The organism is Bombella pluederhausensis, assembly GCF_026385525.1.
Taxonomy (GTDB): Bacteria; Pseudomonadota; Alphaproteobacteria; order Acetobacterales; family Acetobacteraceae; genus Bombella; species Bombella pluederhausensis.
This window is the reverse complement of record NZ_JANIDY010000001.1, coordinates 662,117-677,853: the sequence shown is the minus strand read 5'-3', so window position 1 is coordinate 677,853 and position 15,737 is coordinate 662,117. Positions and strand designations below refer to the sequence as shown.

General features: G+C 51.7%; 15 protein-coding genes and 1 tRNA gene. 8 read left to right on the top strand and 8 right to left on the bottom strand.

From position 1 onward, the window contains the following. Positions 1 to 76: 76 nt before the first annotated feature. The gene (locus NQF86_RS03055) at positions 77 to 301 is read right to left on the bottom strand and encodes a DUF3126 family protein (RefSeq protein ID WP_266116125.1); all 225 of its coding nucleotides are present in this window, start codon (positions 299 to 301) and stop codon (positions 77 to 79) included. A 90-nt stretch (positions 302 to 391) separates the two neighbouring features. On the opposite strand from NQF86_RS03055, the gene NQF86_RS03050 reads away from it, so the two are divergent. Continuing rightward, entirely contained in the window at positions 392 to 1,141 is a 750-nt protein-coding gene (locus NQF86_RS03050) for a hypothetical protein (RefSeq protein WP_323670741.1), read from the top strand. 41 nt (positions 1,142 to 1,182) lie between these two features. Here the strand turns inward: NQF86_RS03050 and NQF86_RS03045 are convergent, their stop codons facing one another. From NQF86_RS03045 to NQF86_RS03030, 4 genes are read right to left on the bottom strand one after another with little or no spacing between them, the layout of a single operon-like run. Next, complete coding sequence (locus NQF86_RS03045; protein ID WP_266116450.1) at positions 1,183 to 1,878, bottom strand: pyridoxine 5'-phosphate synthase; 696 nt, start codon at positions 1,876 to 1,878, stop codon at positions 1,183 to 1,185. Between the two features lie 19 nt (positions 1,879 to 1,897). Then, positions 1,898 to 2,911 carry a 4-hydroxythreonine-4-phosphate dehydrogenase PdxA gene (pdxA, locus tag NQF86_RS03040; protein WP_266116124.1) on the bottom strand — a complete coding sequence of 338 codons (1,014 nt, stop codon included), beginning with the start codon at positions 2,909 to 2,911 and terminating at the stop codon, positions 1,898 to 1,900. Positions 2,912 to 2,916: 5 nt separating this feature from the next. Beyond that, positions 2,917 to 4,332 carry a M20/M25/M40 family metallo-hydrolase gene (locus tag NQF86_RS03035; RefSeq protein WP_266116123.1) on the bottom strand — a complete coding sequence of 472 codons (1,416 nt, stop codon included), beginning with the start codon at positions 4,330 to 4,332 and terminating at the stop codon, positions 2,917 to 2,919. Further along, positions 4,325 to 7,540: a glycosyltransferase family protein gene (locus NQF86_RS03030; protein ID WP_266116122.1), complete on the bottom strand. Its 3,216-nt coding sequence runs from the start codon at positions 7,538 to 7,540 to the stop codon at positions 4,325 to 4,327. The genes NQF86_RS03035 and NQF86_RS03030 overlap by 8 nt, the downstream gene beginning before the upstream one ends. Before the next feature lie 230 nt (positions 7,541 to 7,770). Here NQF86_RS03030 and NQF86_RS03025 point away from each other — a divergent pair, with 230 nt between their 5' ends. From NQF86_RS03025 to NQF86_RS03010, 4 genes are all read left to right on the top strand, one after another. Then, positions 7,771 to 8,106 (top strand): LapA family protein, encoded by a 336-nt coding sequence (locus tag NQF86_RS03025; protein WP_266116121.1) that lies wholly within the window; start codon positions 7,771 to 7,773, stop codon positions 8,104 to 8,106. A gap of 9 nt (positions 8,107 to 8,115) precedes the next feature. After that, entirely contained in the window at positions 8,116 to 8,841 is a 726-nt protein-coding gene (gene pyrF / locus NQF86_RS03020; protein ID WP_266116120.1) for an orotidine-5'-phosphate decarboxylase, read from the top strand. Continuing rightward, a complete protein-coding gene (locus NQF86_RS03015; protein ID WP_266116119.1) occupies positions 8,832 to 9,485 on the top strand; it encodes a phosphoribosylanthranilate isomerase in 654 nt (217 codons plus the stop codon). Before pyrF ends, NQF86_RS03015 begins: the two co-directional genes overlap by 10 nt. A gap of 25 nt (positions 9,486 to 9,510) precedes the next feature. After that, a tRNA-Ser gene (locus NQF86_RS03010) sits at positions 9,511 to 9,601 on the top strand. Between the two features lie 111 nt (positions 9,602 to 9,712). Here the strand turns inward: NQF86_RS03010 and nfsB are convergent. Next, complete coding sequence (nfsB, locus tag NQF86_RS03005) at positions 9,713 to 10,369, bottom strand: oxygen-insensitive NAD(P)H nitroreductase (RefSeq protein WP_266116117.1); 657 nt, start codon at positions 10,367 to 10,369, stop codon at positions 9,713 to 9,715. A 329-nt stretch (positions 10,370 to 10,698) separates the two neighbouring features. Between nfsB and bfr the strand changes: the two genes are divergently transcribed. Next, positions 10,699 to 11,193: a bacterioferritin gene (gene bfr / locus NQF86_RS03000; RefSeq protein ID WP_077395483.1), complete on the top strand. Its 495-nt coding sequence runs from the start codon at positions 10,699 to 10,701 to the stop codon at positions 11,191 to 11,193. Between the two features lie 39 nt (positions 11,194 to 11,232). Here the strand turns inward: bfr and NQF86_RS02995 are convergent, their stop codons facing one another. Further along, a complete protein-coding gene (locus NQF86_RS02995) occupies positions 11,233 to 11,496 on the bottom strand; it encodes a (2Fe-2S)-binding protein (RefSeq protein ID WP_266116114.1) in 264 nt (87 codons plus the stop codon). A gap of 452 nt (positions 11,497 to 11,948) precedes the next feature. Between NQF86_RS02995 and NQF86_RS02990 the strand changes: the two genes are divergently transcribed. Together NQF86_RS02990 and gpmA are read left to right on the top strand one after the other, a co-directional pair. Then, positions 11,949 to 13,244 (top strand): MFS transporter, encoded by a 1,296-nt coding sequence (locus tag NQF86_RS02990; protein ID WP_266116113.1) that lies wholly within the window; start codon positions 11,949 to 11,951, stop codon positions 13,242 to 13,244. Positions 13,245 to 13,419: 175 nt separating this feature from the next. Further along, complete coding sequence (gene gpmA / locus NQF86_RS02985; RefSeq protein WP_266116112.1) at positions 13,420 to 14,172, top strand: 2,3-diphosphoglycerate-dependent phosphoglycerate mutase; 753 nt, start codon at positions 13,420 to 13,422, stop codon at positions 14,170 to 14,172. Positions 14,173 to 14,229: 57 nt separating this feature from the next. Here gpmA and NQF86_RS02980 read toward each other — a convergent pair whose 3' ends face one another. Continuing rightward, positions 14,230 to 15,669: an LTA synthase family protein gene (locus tag NQF86_RS02980; RefSeq protein WP_266116111.1), complete on the bottom strand. Its 1,440-nt coding sequence runs from the start codon at positions 15,667 to 15,669 to the stop codon at positions 14,230 to 14,232. Positions 15,670 to 15,737: the final 68 nt, after the last annotated feature.

Genomic DNA, 15,737 nt, shown 5'->3' with positions numbered 1-15,737 from the left:
AACAATGCCCTCCCATCACGACTAGATGGGAGGGCATTATCAAACCCATATAGCTCTGGAAGAACCCTGACCTGTCTTAGGCTGGCGGCAGGTCTTCTTCCAGCACGGTCATATTAATGGCATAAGACACTTCGCCTTCGTCTTCATCACGATAAACGGTTCCTACGACCTCACCAGCTACTGCGATTTCCACGCTCATACCCTTACGTGGTGGTACTTCCACCGTAAGCTCCGGCGAGCCTAGCAGGCGCCGCAGCGCTGTCTGTAAACGAGGAATTTCAGCAGCGGAAATATCGGCCATAAAACAAACTCCATAAAGGGAAAAAGCGCCTTCCCTCTCTAGCTCATTGGCCACGATACTAAAACCCATCTTTCCGACAGAAAGAGAAACATGATAGAGCATCCGACCATGACCTGCCTTTCGGCTCTTATGGGAGTAAGAATGACCTTTCGGAAGTTCCTGTACCGGCTTGCCTGCCTGCTGCCCGTGGGGCTATCCGCCTGTGGCTACTGGGATGCTCATGAAGCCCATAAAGCGCAGTATGAGATGATTGGCATGACAACCTATGATCTACAGGCCTGCGCCGGTTCTCCCAACTCCACCAAAGCGCTGAATGACACAACGGCCGTATGGGAATACGATATTTCCCGGTCTGTTCCGTCTCTGCCCAATTCTGGCGTCATTCCGGCCAGTGCGGCTATCAGCGCCTATCAGTCCATTTTCGGCGGGGCTGGATCAAGCTGCCGTATGCTGGTGCGGATCGATCACGACCGTGTTGCAGAAATTCATTATGCTGGCGATGATGATGAATATATCGGCCAGGACGGTATCTGCTCCATGCTGACACGTGGTTGTGCCCGGCAGCCTGAAGGCACGATGCGTGATGCACCCGGAATCTGGCCTATGGGCCCCATCTCCGCTTTCCACTCCATGCCGACAGAAGAACAGCGGACAGAAGCAACCTACTCTGACAAGTCTGGCAAGTTTGTCCCCAATTACGCCCACAAGCCGAATGAGCCACTCATCCAGCCTGCTCCTAAAGATGGATCCATTCCCAAAGTACGGCGTAATAATGGGCTGATAAACCTCCATCAGGGGGATAACGGACTGCCCATTCTCAGGACATATACCGGCAACTGATGACAGAAGAATGCCCTGTTATGTACAGGGCATTCCATATATCAGCCGAGCAGGTCCTTCATCCTTCGTACTGAAGCGCCTAGCCCGACAAAAATAGCCTCACTTATCAGGAAGTGCCCTATGTTGAGCTCCTTGAGGCCCGGCAATTCCGTAATGGGCTTTACGTTATCATAAGTCAGACCATGCCCAGCATGCAGCTCCAGCCCACATTCAGCAGCAATCCGAGCTGCTTCATGCAGACGTGAAAGTTCATTTTCTTTCCCCAGAGCATAAGCCCCCGTGTGGAGTTCAATGACCGGAGCGCCCAGCGCAGCGGCTGTCTGAATAGCGTCTTCATTCGGGTCGATGAACAAAGACACACGAATACCCGCTGAACGAAGACGGGCAATCTGCGGTGCCAGACTATCCCGCAAACCGACAACATCCAGCCCTCCTTCTGTCGTCAGCTCCTCCCGTCTTTCAGGAACCAGACAGCAAGCATGAGGCTTAATCTCGCAGGCAAAAGACACCATTTCGTCCGTCACAGCCATCTCAAAGTTAAGAGGTGCCGAAAGAGCACGGAGGCGCCGAATATCTTCATCCCGAATATGACGGCGGTCTTCCCGCAAATGGGCTGTGATGCCATCCGCACCATGGTCTAACGCCAGCTCCGCAGCACGCACAGGATCGGGATAATGCTCACCTCGTGCATTACGCACTGTCGCCACATGGTCCACATTAATGCCAAGACGGATCATCGGCTGTTCCTTTCCCTTCTCATCCATTCACTGCATCGCTTGCGCTACGCTGACACGCCATATCATGGGCCATACCAAGAGCAGATAAAAGACTGGAAATATCCGCCTCTCCCGTTTCCCCCGGTCCCACGGCAATATCAAAAGCCGTTCCATGGTCTGGCGATGTCCGGATAATGGGCAGCCCCAGAGTGATATTCACTCCTCCAGCCATATCCAGCGTTTTAACAGGAATCAGCCCCTGATCGTGATAGAGACAAATAGCAGCGTCATAACGAGGCCGAGCTGCCGCACTGAAAAGGGTATCAGGCGGCATGGGGCCCAGCGCATTGATACCTTCCTCCTGCAAGGCCAGAACGGCGGGCCTGATGATCCTAATCTCCTCATCGCCCATCATGCCATTCTCTCCAGCATGAGGATTAAGCCCGGCAATGGCCAACCGGGGCTCACTGATGCCAAAATCACGCCGCAAGGCTGAAGCTGTCAGACGACTCACCATCATGATCCGTTCCGCCGACAATGTTTCAACGGCCTGCTTCAGAGACACGTGAATGCTGGTCAATGTGACCTTGAGTTCTGGACACGCCAACATCATGACTTCCTGCCCTGATGTCCCGCACAGAGCTGCCAGAAACTCCGTATGCCCCGGATGAGGAAAACCGGCAGCAGCCAGAACATGCTTGGCAATAGGATTCGTCACAACTGCACCAGCCGCTCCTGAAAGTGCATGCTGTACGGCCTGTTCTATGCTTTCTATGACGGCTGAAGCATTACCTGATGACGGCTGGCCCGCACGGACAGGCTCCGGGCAGGTCACTCTCTGCACCGGCATCGCCTCCGAAAAACATGCAGCGGCTTCGGCCGGATGCTGAATGATCCTATACGGTATGTCTTCACCCAAAAGGGCTGGATCACCGATCCAGAAAAACACACGATCACTATCCTGCAAGGCCCGCCATGCCCGGCGGGCTAACTCCGGACCAATACCGGCAGGGTCCCCCATGGTTAGAGCCAAAGGCATAAGGCGATTCTGCATAGCGGTCACTTTGCCAGTGCCGCCAATATCCTTACCCACGAACGTATCCCGTGATGAAAAGAATCAAGACCATATTGCTCATTAGGTGAATGAATCCGATCATCAGCCTGAGCAAACCCGACCATAAATGCATCCATCCCCAGCGCTTCCCGCACTTCTTCTGCAACAGGAATGGAACCGCCACAGCCCGTCATCACAGCCTGCTTTCCCCATTCCTCAGTCAGAGCATCCAATGTTGCTGACAGGAAGGCGCTTTCTTTCTGAACCGCAAACCCAGCTGAAGCGCCATGTGGCGTAAACGTCACGCTGACATCCTCAGGCAGAAAATCCCGAACATAAGCCCGAAATGAATCACGGATTTTCAGCGGGTCCTGCCCCGCTACCAGACGAAATGACAGCTTTGCAGAAGCACGGGCTGGAATGACTGTCTTAAAGCCATCATCCTGATACCCACCCGTAATGCCATTCACTTCGAAACTGGGGCGGCACCATGTCTGCTCAATCGCACTGAATCCATCTTCTCCCGCAGCGCAGGAAAGCCCCACCTCTCCCAGCAAAGCCGAATCATCCGGATACAGAGCCTGCCACTGCTGGCGTAGCTGGGCATCTGGCACAACGACACCATCATAGAAACCCGGCAACGTGATTCGCCCTGTCTCATCCCGTAGCCCGGCGATCAGCTGGCAAAGCAGATAAGCAGGGTTCGCTGCTGCATTGCCATACATGCCAGAATGGAGATCATGCGTTGCTGCAACCAGTTCAATTTCCTCTGCAACCGTTCCACGCAGAGATGTCGTTATGGCAGGCGTCTTCCTATCCGGCATGGCTGTGTCGCAGATCAACGCTACATCAGCCTTCAGCTCCTCCTTATTGGCCATGAGGAAAGGAAGCAGATTCTCTCCACCTGATTCTTCCTCGCCTTCCAGCAGAAAACTGACCGCAACAGGTAGGCGACCATGTACGGCCTTCCATGCTCGGCATGCCTCTACAAAGGTCATGACCTGACCTTTATCATCACTCGCACCACGGGCTACGATGACTTTCCTGCCACTGGCATCTTCTTTCAGACATGGCTCGAACGGCGCGCTCTGCCACAGAGCATCCGGATCAGTCGGCTGTACGTCATAATGACCATAGAACAGAACATGAGTCTGGCCAGACTGACTCTTCTCCGCATTTCCTTCATCATGCCCTACAACCATAGGATTGCCCGGCTCAGCCCATGAGACATCCCTAAGCCCTGCGCTGAAGCCCAACGATTCCAGCTCATCCACCAGCCAGCGAGCAGCCTTACGGCAATCATCCTTATGCGCCTTCTGCGTAGAAATACTGGGAATGCGCAACAGAGAAAAAAGACGCTCTACCGCCGTTTCATGATTCTCATCCACATACTGGAGAACTTTTGCCACAGTCTCATTCATCGACAGTCTCGTCTTTCTGATCGTCATATTCTTTGGGAAGCGTCACACCAAGACGAGTTGGCAGAGGCATGAAATCGTCTTCATCCTCATCATCTTCTCCAAGTGCCTCGTCTTGATCCACTACTTTAGGTTGCGGTTCACCAACCGGCTTCAACAACACACGCAAGGGCGCTGGAGCAAAAGCGTGACGAGATGGCGCCCTCTCATCACGCAAAGGGCGCTCCATCTGGGATGGCCCCGCAAACAGCATGTCAACAAACTGACTGAACACCGCCTGAAACCGTTCGTACCCATGATGCTTCCGCACGTGCTCATACGCCCCGTTCCTGATGCGATTCCACAGGTCGATATCCTCATGCAGACGGATGAGCTGCTGAGCAAACTGCTCCGGATCATTAAAGCCGCCATCCAGAGCTTCCCGGCCATCTTTCCACCCCAGCCGTTCCATCTGTGGAGTGCTGAGTATGGCGGGAACCCCTTGTCCGGCGGCTTCCAAAACTTCCGTTGCCTGCGTGGCAAGCACCCGTGCCGGAACCACCAAAATACGACTCTGCCTCAGTATCTTTGCGAAACTGTCCATCCGGGCGAGACCATCCAATGGCGCCAGACGTTCATAAAAGCCAAGGTCAACCTGTGGATGGTGATACCCCCCAACACAAACCGGAAGTTCCTCACCAAAATGGCGCCGTAGATAAGGCATGACAGAAAGGCAGAACCAATCAAACCCGTCATGCCCTGCATCGCCAGCCCGATAAATCGACAACGGGAACAGAACCCGCTGTTGAGGCTCATTTTCCTGCTCTTTTACCGTCAATTCCTGCCGGGGAAAGACAGCGTAAGGCAGATACATCACATTCCCGTAGCCCAGTTTACGCAGGAGGGCTGCTTCCAGCTCATCTCCGGTAACAATACCCTGACAGAGCCACGCATATTCCAGCTCTCCTCTGGCTTCCTGCATCAACAGGTCCGGCTCATCCACAACGCCAACAAGACGCCTCAGATGCGTCTCCATTGCCTTCAGGGCTGTTCCGTCCTGACTGACTATATCCAGAACGATCGCCTTATCCCGGAAGGAAAACTCCCCTGATGCCAGAACTGGCCCCAGACGGGCCAACATGTCCGTACCTCCGAGCCACAGCAGTTTGGTATCTGCCTTGCGGTCCCGCAGAAAAGACGGGAAATCCCTTATGCCCTGCCAGCATTCCACATCGGCGGGATAATCATGATGAATGACCAGCCTGTCTTCATCACCTCTTTCCAGCCCTATGACCAGCACCCGCCAGCCTAATGCCCGGAAGGCATCTATCTGCTGCATGATACGCCGGACCGGCCCCCCTTCCAACAGACGGGGCAAACGGGGAAATACCATCATGACGCCGGGGCGATAACTATTCCCCGTACGGGCATCCCCCTGTGCAATAGCATGCATAGGCAGGAAAGAAGGGAAAATCCGCCTAAGAGCCGTGGGGCTGATCGTTCTGGCTGAATAGCTTTCAAATGTCGCATCAAGAACTCTAGCCTGTACAGCAGGCCAATAGAACAAGGTCCGCCCGGTAGCCCTCAGGGCAATGGAGAGGCATGTAAACAGGGCATCGCCTGCTTCTCTGTCCAGATAATGCAAGGCATTGGCCAAACCATCATGCTGACAGAATAACAGGCCTCCTTGCACCGCTTCCATAATGCGCTGGAAACGAACTGACTGAGACTGTGCCTTCTCTCCCTGACCACAGAAGGTCACGCTCCCATCTCTCCAGACGGCACTTCCAGCTTCCAGCACCCGATTCGTTGCCGTCAGAAGCTTTCCGCTACCACCCGCAACCTCCCGTGTCATGGAAGCCATGGCAAAAGACAAGGCCATGGGAAGCAACTGAATACCGGCCTCCAACAGCAGAATCCGTTCGCCACGAATGAGAGGCATGATCCTGCGTAACTGCTGAACAGGCGGCAGGATTTCTTCGGTAAAGAAATACTCAATGCCCTCAACAGCCTGTCTCAACCTTCGTCTAGACAAAGCATTGCCTGTACTAGCAACGATGACCTGCATACCCGGCACATTCTGGGCATGAAGTGACATCAATGTTGCAATATCCAGCAGGTAATTCCCTTTGGAAAAAAGAACGACACTCAGCGGCGGATGCCTCTGCTCATCGAACCTCAGAGGCTGACGGAAAAGAGACGGGAGCGCTGCCTCAACCTTTCGCAAAGCCAGAGCATTGGCTGCAGTGATAAAAGCTGCCGGTGGAGGCTCACTGATTCTACCCTCCTGCCGCAACACCCAGAGCAGAAAAGGATTATCAACACCCGCCTGCCTGAGTGTATCAGGTATATTGAGCCCCGCAACAAAGCCCGCCATATCCAGCTCTGCAGACGGATTACGCAGCTCGTTAATACCAGCACGGATGAAGTGGTCGTAGCCATTGCGGAACACTTTCCGATCAATGGCATCACGAACATCCGGGTAACTACTCAGATAGTAATTTTCATCGAAATATGGGTTTGGGCTGTAAGTTTCTACCCCTGCATGGCTCATATAATGGTGCAAGGGGCTGATGAAGGTCCCTGCTTCGATCGCTTCTGCAACATCCGGATATTGGGACAGGTACCAGAGTGGGTCAAAGTACCATGATGTCCGCACCATTCCCATCTCTGCATGTTCCAGAGACAGATACTGAGCCAACGCTCCCTGAGACGGATCAAACGGGAGATCCCGGTTCAAACATTCCCGGATGAAAAGTTCCGGGTCAAAGAAAGGATGAGGTGCTCTAAACTGACGGTCACCAATGCAAATGAAATGATCATAACTATTGACGAAACCAGCGTTACGAATGGCCCTCAGCCCATAATCCGGGTTCTTGCCCAGATAATAATCAGCGGAGAAAAGCCAGTGTCCCGCACAGCTTTGGCAGCCAACATCTACATAATGCTGAAAACCACTACGAAAAATACCTTTTTCCTGAACACTCCGCCTGACATCGGGGTAATTTTGTAAGTACCATTCTTCATCAAAAAAGCGGTTGGGAGATGTTCCATCCCCTCCCTCATCGGCCTGCCAGTTTTCTGACAAATGCCGATCATCAAGCGCTTCCCCCATCTCAGCCAGACGGCGCATATAACGGCGACGGTACCAGGATGCATCAAACCCATACCAGACAGGCGTCTTTGCACGGTCATTCGCAATTGTGCCGAAAAAAGTCCTGTCCTTATCCATAAAGTTCCCGTCAACCTCTCTCCGCACGAAGATGCATTGTTTTCCCCTATACCAGAGATCACAGCTTTTAGGGAGCAGTCCTGCCCTAACATTCACCTGATCGCATACTGTCAGAAGTAGGCGATGACAGAACACTGGAGTTCTTATAAAATCCAGCGGAACCCTTGGCGTTCCTTCCACCATCCCCGTCCATCTTGTCCCCTGCTATGAGGCAGGATAGGAGTAGCCCTATGATACGGCTTCTGATTATTGTCCTCTTTCTGGCATTCACTGCCATTTTCGCCATGAGCAATCTGGATGATACAACCATCTGGCTGGCATCCTTTGGCTTCTCCATAAAAATGGGCAAGCTCATTGCCCTTCTTGCTGTACCGGCCCTTGTTCTGGGGCTCCTCATGGGCTGGTTTGGTGAGTTCCGCCAGCGCCGGCGTGCCCGCAAAGCGGAATCCCAGCTTCGTAGCGCACAGAAACAGCTGATTGAGCTGCATCAGCGGCTAGACCAGATCAAAGCACCTGCCAGCAGCACTCCCTCCTCCGAAACGGCACAGACCGCACAGCAAAAGTAAGATACCTCAATGTCAGTTCACCATACCCGCCTCATTGCCGCTCTGGACACACCTTCTTATGAACAGGCCCTGACATGGGCCACAGAACTGGAAAGCAAGGTTGATGCCATCAAGCTGGGGCTAGAATTCACCTATGCCTGCGGACTGGATGCAGTACGAAACCTTGCCGCGAAGCAGGAACTGTTCCTTGATCTGAAGCTGCATGATATCCCGAATACCGTTGCTTCCGGGTTAAAGGCGCTTACCCCTATCCATCCATCTTTGATGACCATCCATGCCCTTGGGGGCCCGGAAATGATTGCCCGTTCCCGGGCCGTGCTTGAAGAAGCTTTTGAAGGTAAGACAGCCCGCCCCAGATTGCTGGCTGTAACCGTGCTCACAAGCATGAATGAAGAAAGCCTATCAGCAATTGGTATTAACGCTACACCGCTGGAAGAAGTTGTGCGCCTCGGAAAGATGGCCATTAAAGCTGGCGCCGATGGGCTTGTCTGCTCTGCCCACGAAATCACAGCCCTCCGTGATGCCTTAGGCGATGGACCAGAACTGGTTGTCCCCGGAATCCGCCCCGCAGGCAGCAGCACAGATGACCAGAAGCGCATCATGACACCTGCGCAGGCAGCACAGGCCGGTGCCGATTGGATTGTGGTAGGACGCCCCATTACCCGTGCGGAAAATCCAGCCGCAGCAGCGCAGGCTATTCAGGACGAGCTTCAGGCCGTTACCCGATGCAGGTAAAGGTTAAAATCTGCGGCCTAACCCGCACAGAAGATATGCACGCCTGTGCGGCATTGGGCGTTCATTGGGTAGGGTTGGTGTTTCACCCTGCCTCCCCCCGTTTTGTAACGCCCGAACAAGCTGCAAATCTTCATACTGCCATTCCGACTGCAGATGAGGGCGGGCCTCTCCGTGTCGGTCTTTTCGTAAAACCGACCCTTAAGCAGGTTGCTGCAACACTGGACCAGGTCCCGCTGGATATCCTTCAGCTTTATACAGATGAGGAAACGGCTCTAACGCTGAAACGTCAGACTGGTAAAAAAGTCTGGCTAGCCCGTGGGATTGCCAGAACCGAGGATCTGCCCGATGTCACCTCCCTTGATGGCTACATCATTGAAGCCCCCTCACAAAAAGGCGATACGCGCCCCGGTGGTTTGGGGCGTACCTTTGACTGGAACCTGACAGAACACTGGCGTGCCCCTGCCCCGTGGCTTCTTGCGGGAGGGCTGACACCGGACAATGTGGCACAGGCCGTGCGTGTCAGCAAAACGCGCGCCGTAGATGTCTCATCAGGAGTTGAAGAACGTCCGGGCATCAAATCTGCCCTTCTCATTGAAAAATTTATAAAAAATTCTCAGAAAGGGGCTTGCGTTCATCAGGAATAATGATATTGTCCCCTCATCGCTCAGCGGAGAGATGGCCGAGCGGCTTAAGGCGCACGCTTGGAAAGCGTGTGTACGTTAATAGCGTACCGAGGGTTCGAATCCCTCTCTCTCCGCCACATATTCATACAAAAAACATACGGTTTGGACATGGATACGAGCCTATTAACGGAGTCTAGGCTTATAATTTTTGGCCAGAGGAATACTACCTCCTCTGACCGAAAACAACTTCAAGCCTTTGAGAAGACTACATCCGGCGCAAGACGAGATTTAGGACGTTTTGCGTTGGAATCCTTCTCCGCATGATAGCCGAGAGATACAATTACCTGAGGCGTCAAGCCCTTCTCTTGAAAGCCAAACTCCTCAACCAGAATATCTGGGTAGAACCCCTCAATTGGGGTTGCGTCAACGCCCAGCAGACCTGCTGACAGAAGAAGGAAGCCCTGCGCCAGATACACCTGTTTCTGGTTCCAGTGAGCAACATCACCTGCCTCAAGATGCTGGTGGACATAGCCTGCACGAGCGGCCTCCATACCCTCACGATCAGCCGGCGTGGCATACCGGCCATCCTGCTCCTCTTTATTCAGAACCTCTGTCAGGTAAGATTTCGGCAGCTCATCCCGTGAGCAAAGCAGAATAACATGAGAGGCTTCGAGAATTTTCTTCCGGTTGTAAACAACCTCGCTGTCAGCAGGCGTTGCCTTAGCCAAACGCTGCTTACCAGCCTCATCATCTGCCACAATAAAGTGCCAAGGCTGAGCGTTCACGGAAGACGGGCTATAACGCAAAGCCTCCAGAAGCTGCTTTACTGTTTCTTCAGGAATACGCCGTGTAGCATCATACGCCTTCGTTGCGTATCGTGTTTTTAGAGCATGTGAAAGATCCATAACTCTCATCCTTTTCTAAAGTTATGTTCCATAAATATCAAACAACAAGAGTCCGGTAAAGCACCCCCTCCTCCCGTTAAGGTCTCTATTAAGCAGGGAAAACCTATCATCGTAATAAGATATCCAAAAATTAACCGTGACAGCCAAGAAATTGAACAATATCTCTAAAATGAATTTGATAATCCTTTTCAAGAAAACCCAATGATAATGATTATCAAATACGAATACATGAAAAATATATTTTTTTATTGCATTTCATCTTACCAAACACTAAACATCACCCGTCGGATACGATCCAACAGTTCATACATAACATGATGGAGAGCCCAATGGCTGCGAAAGACCCAAAGGTAATTGAATATCTCAACGCACAGCTCGCCAATGAGCTGACAGCAATCAACCAGTACTTCCTCCACTCCCGTACCCTGAACCATTGGGGCGTTACCAAGCTCGGCAAGAAAGAGTATGAGGAGTCCATCGAGGAAATGCGTCATGCCGATTGGCTGATCGAACGCATCCTTTTTCTCGGCGGACTGCCGAACCTCCAGCATCTGAACCCGCTTCAGATTGGTGAAAATGTTAAGGAAATTCTGGAGTGCGACCTGAAGGTCGAAGCTCTGGCTCTGGAAAACCTGCGCGAAGGCATCGCCTACTGCGAAAGCGTCCGTGACTTCGTATCACGCGACCTGCTGTTCCGCATCCTTGCTGATGAAGAATCTCATGAAGACTTCATCGATACGCAGCTGGACCTCATCAAACAGGTCGGTCTGGAGCGCTACATCACGCTGAACTCTGACAGTGCCGACCAGAACAACGGTCACTGATAACTGTCAGAAACTGACTTTATAAGAAGAAGCCTTCCCTCACAGGAAGGCTTCTTTTTTTTGCTCAATCTCATCACTATTAACAGCCTGCGCCGCCATATTCTGTTCAATCGCAACCGTTGTCGGGCAAGGGCAGCGCTTCTGTCGAGCCTCCTTTAAAAGGCAGGCAACGCCCTTCACACAGTTCCCGCACTTCACCTGACACTGGCGGGCAGAATAGACCTCAGAAACCTTCATGATCCCGGCCTGAATGGCAGCCTGTACATCCCTGTCAGACAAACCGTTGCACGAGCATATAATCATCTGAACCCCATCCCTCACTTGGCTCTTTCTGAAACGCTAATGATAATGACATTCTTTCGCAACTAAAAATTTCATGGGCCTCATTTTTGCACTTCAGAATGAAATCGAAACAACATTGAAAAAGATCCCTATCTTACTGAAAAAGAAAAGCGATTCATAAATAGGGTTCAGAAAAATAATTACGCTTCATATAACATGCTGGATATGAACCTTAAAAAATCGCATATGCCACAAAATTGAAAAAAAATTACCTTTATGATATGCGTATCATACTTCTTCGTACAGATAAGCGTACTGGTTCCTTATTCCAAGGCCAGCAATAAAAACACTCACTGTACGGATGATCATTTAACGACCTGAGCACTCTCGTAAGGTCAGTCAATCATCTATGGAAGATGAATGGTCGAGACACTGGCCTCTCTTTTTCCTCTATCAGTAAATGGAGAGATTTTATGACAGAACAACCAGACATAAAAAAACATCCTGTTGAGAAAATAGGCATACCTTCTGCCTTGTTCTGGGCCTTTATCGGGCAACTTCTCTTTATGGTTGGGGATGGTGTTGAGGCCGGCTACCTCGATACATTCATGCTACATACCGGCCACCCTCAAAGCTTCGTCAACGAGCTGTTCACCTTTTACGGTATTACCGTGATGATTGCGGCTTGGTTTGCCGGCCCATTATCCGACCTCATGGGGCCTAAAAGGGTCATGTGGATCGGGCTGATTCTCTGGGCCGTTCTGGAGGCTGGCTTTCTCATATTTGGCCTAACCCCCAACAACAGCACGTGGATTCTCACCTTCTACGCCTTGCGTGGGTTTGCCTATCCCTTATTCGCTTACAGCTTTCTGGTCTGGATCGCAGCAGCAACCCCTACATCCATGCTCGGAGCAGCAGCAGGATGGTTCTGGTTCTCCTTCTCTGCCGGCCTGCCCACTCTTGGCTCCCAGTTCGCTCGTTTCGCCATCCCTGCCATTGGTGAAATCAACACATTCTGGTGCTCTCTGGGACTAGTCATCATTGGCGGGCTGACAGCCCTGCTTTTCACGAAGGAACCAACCGGCACACGCCGTCTTCTTCCTGCCGATGTATCTGCCAAGCAGGTTTTTCTCGGGTCCATCAGCATCGTCTGGCGGGAGCCTAAGACCCTCATTGCAGGTATCGTGCGTACCGTTGATACATCCTCAGAATATGCCTTCTTGGCCATCATGCCCGGTTTCTTTGTCGACCATCTTGGCTTTACGCTGGGACAGTGGCTCAATCTTCTGTCGCTCATTTTTCTGAGTAACATCATTGTTAACCTGATATCCGGTATGGTGGCCGACAAGATTGGCTATCGCTTTGTCGTTGCCGCTTTTGGGGGTGTTGGGGGCTTCGTAACCATTCCCCTCTTTTACTATGTCCCACTCTGGTATCCCGGAAACTTCTTTGCCGCCGCTATAGTCGGCATACTCTACGGTGCCTCTATTGCCGCCTTCGTTCCTCTCTCCGGTCTGATGCCACAGATCTGCCCACGAGAGAAAGCAGCGGCTCTCTCTATTCTTGGTCTGGGTGCTGGTGCTTCAACATGGGTTGGTCCTGCAATCGTATCACTCTGTGAAATGATCTTTGGCGTTGGAATGTCTTACGTCATCTGGACATTCGCCATCATCTATCTGCTATCAGCCGTTCTCACTATGACGCTCACAGTCTCGCCGGAAGCACGCCGCTACACCGAAAAACAGGAGCAACAACGAACGGAAGCATGACCTTCCTTCCAGAAAGACCATCCTTCCACGGATGGTCTTTTCTGTATGTTTTAGCATTCCTCATAACGGATATGCTCTCACAGACGGCGTTAAGTGAGACTGAACCCTTGCAGTTCAGACTGGAGTGGCGCAATCTCCCTCTGTTGCTAAAACCTTATACATTAAGGAGTTCATCATGGCCGTAACAAAGCTTGTTCTGGTCCGTCACGGCGAAAGCCAGTGGAACCAGGAAAACCGCTTCACTGGTTGGTATGACGTTGACCTTTCAGAAAAAGGACGCAGCGAAGCTAAGGCTGCCGGCCAGTTGCTGCATAAGGAAGGCTACTCTTTCGATTACGCTTACACCTCCGTGCTGAAGCGTGCCATTCATACACTCTGGAACATTCTGGATGGTGTGGATCAGGCATGGCTGCCGGTTGAAAAGAACTGGCGCCTGAACGAGCGTCATTATGGTGCCCTCCAAGGCCTTAACAAAGCTGAGACCGCCAAGAAATATGGTGACGAGCAGGTAAAGCAGTGGCGCCGTGGCTTTGCCGTGACCCCGCCAGCTCTGGAACGCTCTGACGAACGCTTCCCTGGCCATGACCCCCGCTATTCTACTCTGAACGCAGACGAGCTGCCGGTCACAGAGAGCCTCGCCCTGACTATTGAGCGTGTCATCCCCTATTGGGAAAACACCATTCTGCCGCGCATCAAGAAGGGCGAAAAGGTCATTATCGCTGCCCACGGCAATTCCCTGCGTGCTCTGGTGAAATATCTGGACAACATGACAGAGGATGAAATCCTGAACCTGAACATTCCGACAGGTGTGCCGCTGGTGTATGAGTTCGATGAGAACTTCAAACCCGTCAAGCACTACTACCTTGGTGATGCTGAAGAAATTGCCGCCAAGGCAGCCGCTGTCGCCAACCAGGGTAAAGCCAAGTAATCCCTGCCTGATGACAGGAAAAGGCGGCTCCCTCTGAGCCGCCTTTTTTATATCTGCTTACCCACCGATATGTTTCAGAATGCTCCTATGTAGCCCCGCTGGCGTTACATCAACGGGATTATCCGCTACCTTTATGGCTTCAGGTGCGTTAGGCCGCATAATCACATAGGGCGTGCTCCTCTCCAACCCTTCGACAGCAGGCAGAGGTTCCAAAGCTGGTCTATGATCCCCAAAGAAGACCAGCATCACATCCCGGCCACTTTCCCTGATGCCCTCGACCAGCTCCCGCAGCATAGCATCGCCATTCTGCACATGCTGATGCCATGCATCGGCACCACTTGGCTGCCCCAATCGTCCCTTTTTCCAAGGGCCATGATTTTCAATCGTGACGCAATAGGCCAGAAAATGGTTATTCTGCTGAAGGTAACGCAAAAGTTCTGCCGTCAGAGCACGGTCACTTACATAAGGACCGACCCTCTCCCCCTCAGAGAAGCGCTCCCGACCGATGATATCCGTGAATCCCCACAGAGGGAGCAAACGGTTCCGTCCATAAAACCGTAAATCATATGGGTGCAGGAAAAGAGTTTTCTCGTAAAACCTTCTTAAACGCCTAGGCAGCGCATGAGAAGGCGATTGATCTGCCGTCAGAAATGGGTCGAAAAGACGATAAGACAATGCAGCCTCATCATCACCGCACAGGACACCATATTCACTACGCATCGTGTATGCCCCTAACCCGCTGGGGAGAAACCGTCCCCATTGCACGGCTTCTTTTTTATACTGGAGAAGCGCAGACAGAGGCGCCCACTCTTTCTTCAGGTCAGCAGGGTCGGCAAATGATTCACATTGGATGATGATGACAGACTCTGGTGCTCCAGGAGTCCTTGGCAAGGCCTCTTTAACCGGCAACGAGGACAATTTACGGCAACGCACCGCATAGAGTAACAGCGTTGGCAAAAGGCCGTTATCATATATGTTCGCCCATAAGGCGGGCTGTCTCGCTTCAATATCACTATCCCTTTCAAGCAGCCTCCACAAAAGACCACCTGATACAATAGCTCCTAGCACACCGACCAGCCTGACTCTCAGGTCAAGTGAGGACGCTAATACGATAAGATAAAGCAAAATGAAAAAACCAAATACGGACAGAAAACGTACAGCTAAAGGAATACCCTGAATATAAAATCGTGGATGCTTGAAAAATGAACCAATCAGAGCAAGGTCAGTAAAGACAAGAGGTTCATTCAAAAGACGCATTTTAAGATTTGATGCCGTCACAATGACACTCACCAAAACCGCTACAAGCAATAAAGAAATACCTACAGCGCCTGTCAAACATAAGAAAATACTTCCGGCCATCATGACAGGCAGAGCACGCAACAAAATAAAACGTGGTTTCCTTAACCCTCGAAAAGGGCGAACAAAAAGATCAACCCCCTCCCCTACAAAGAAGCTCCCCACGATCATTATCAATAACGGTACGATATAATATGACATTTACAGGCTCTATAACTCCACACGCAATCAAGTAGTTTTTATAGACTTATATATTTTTTTAACACAGC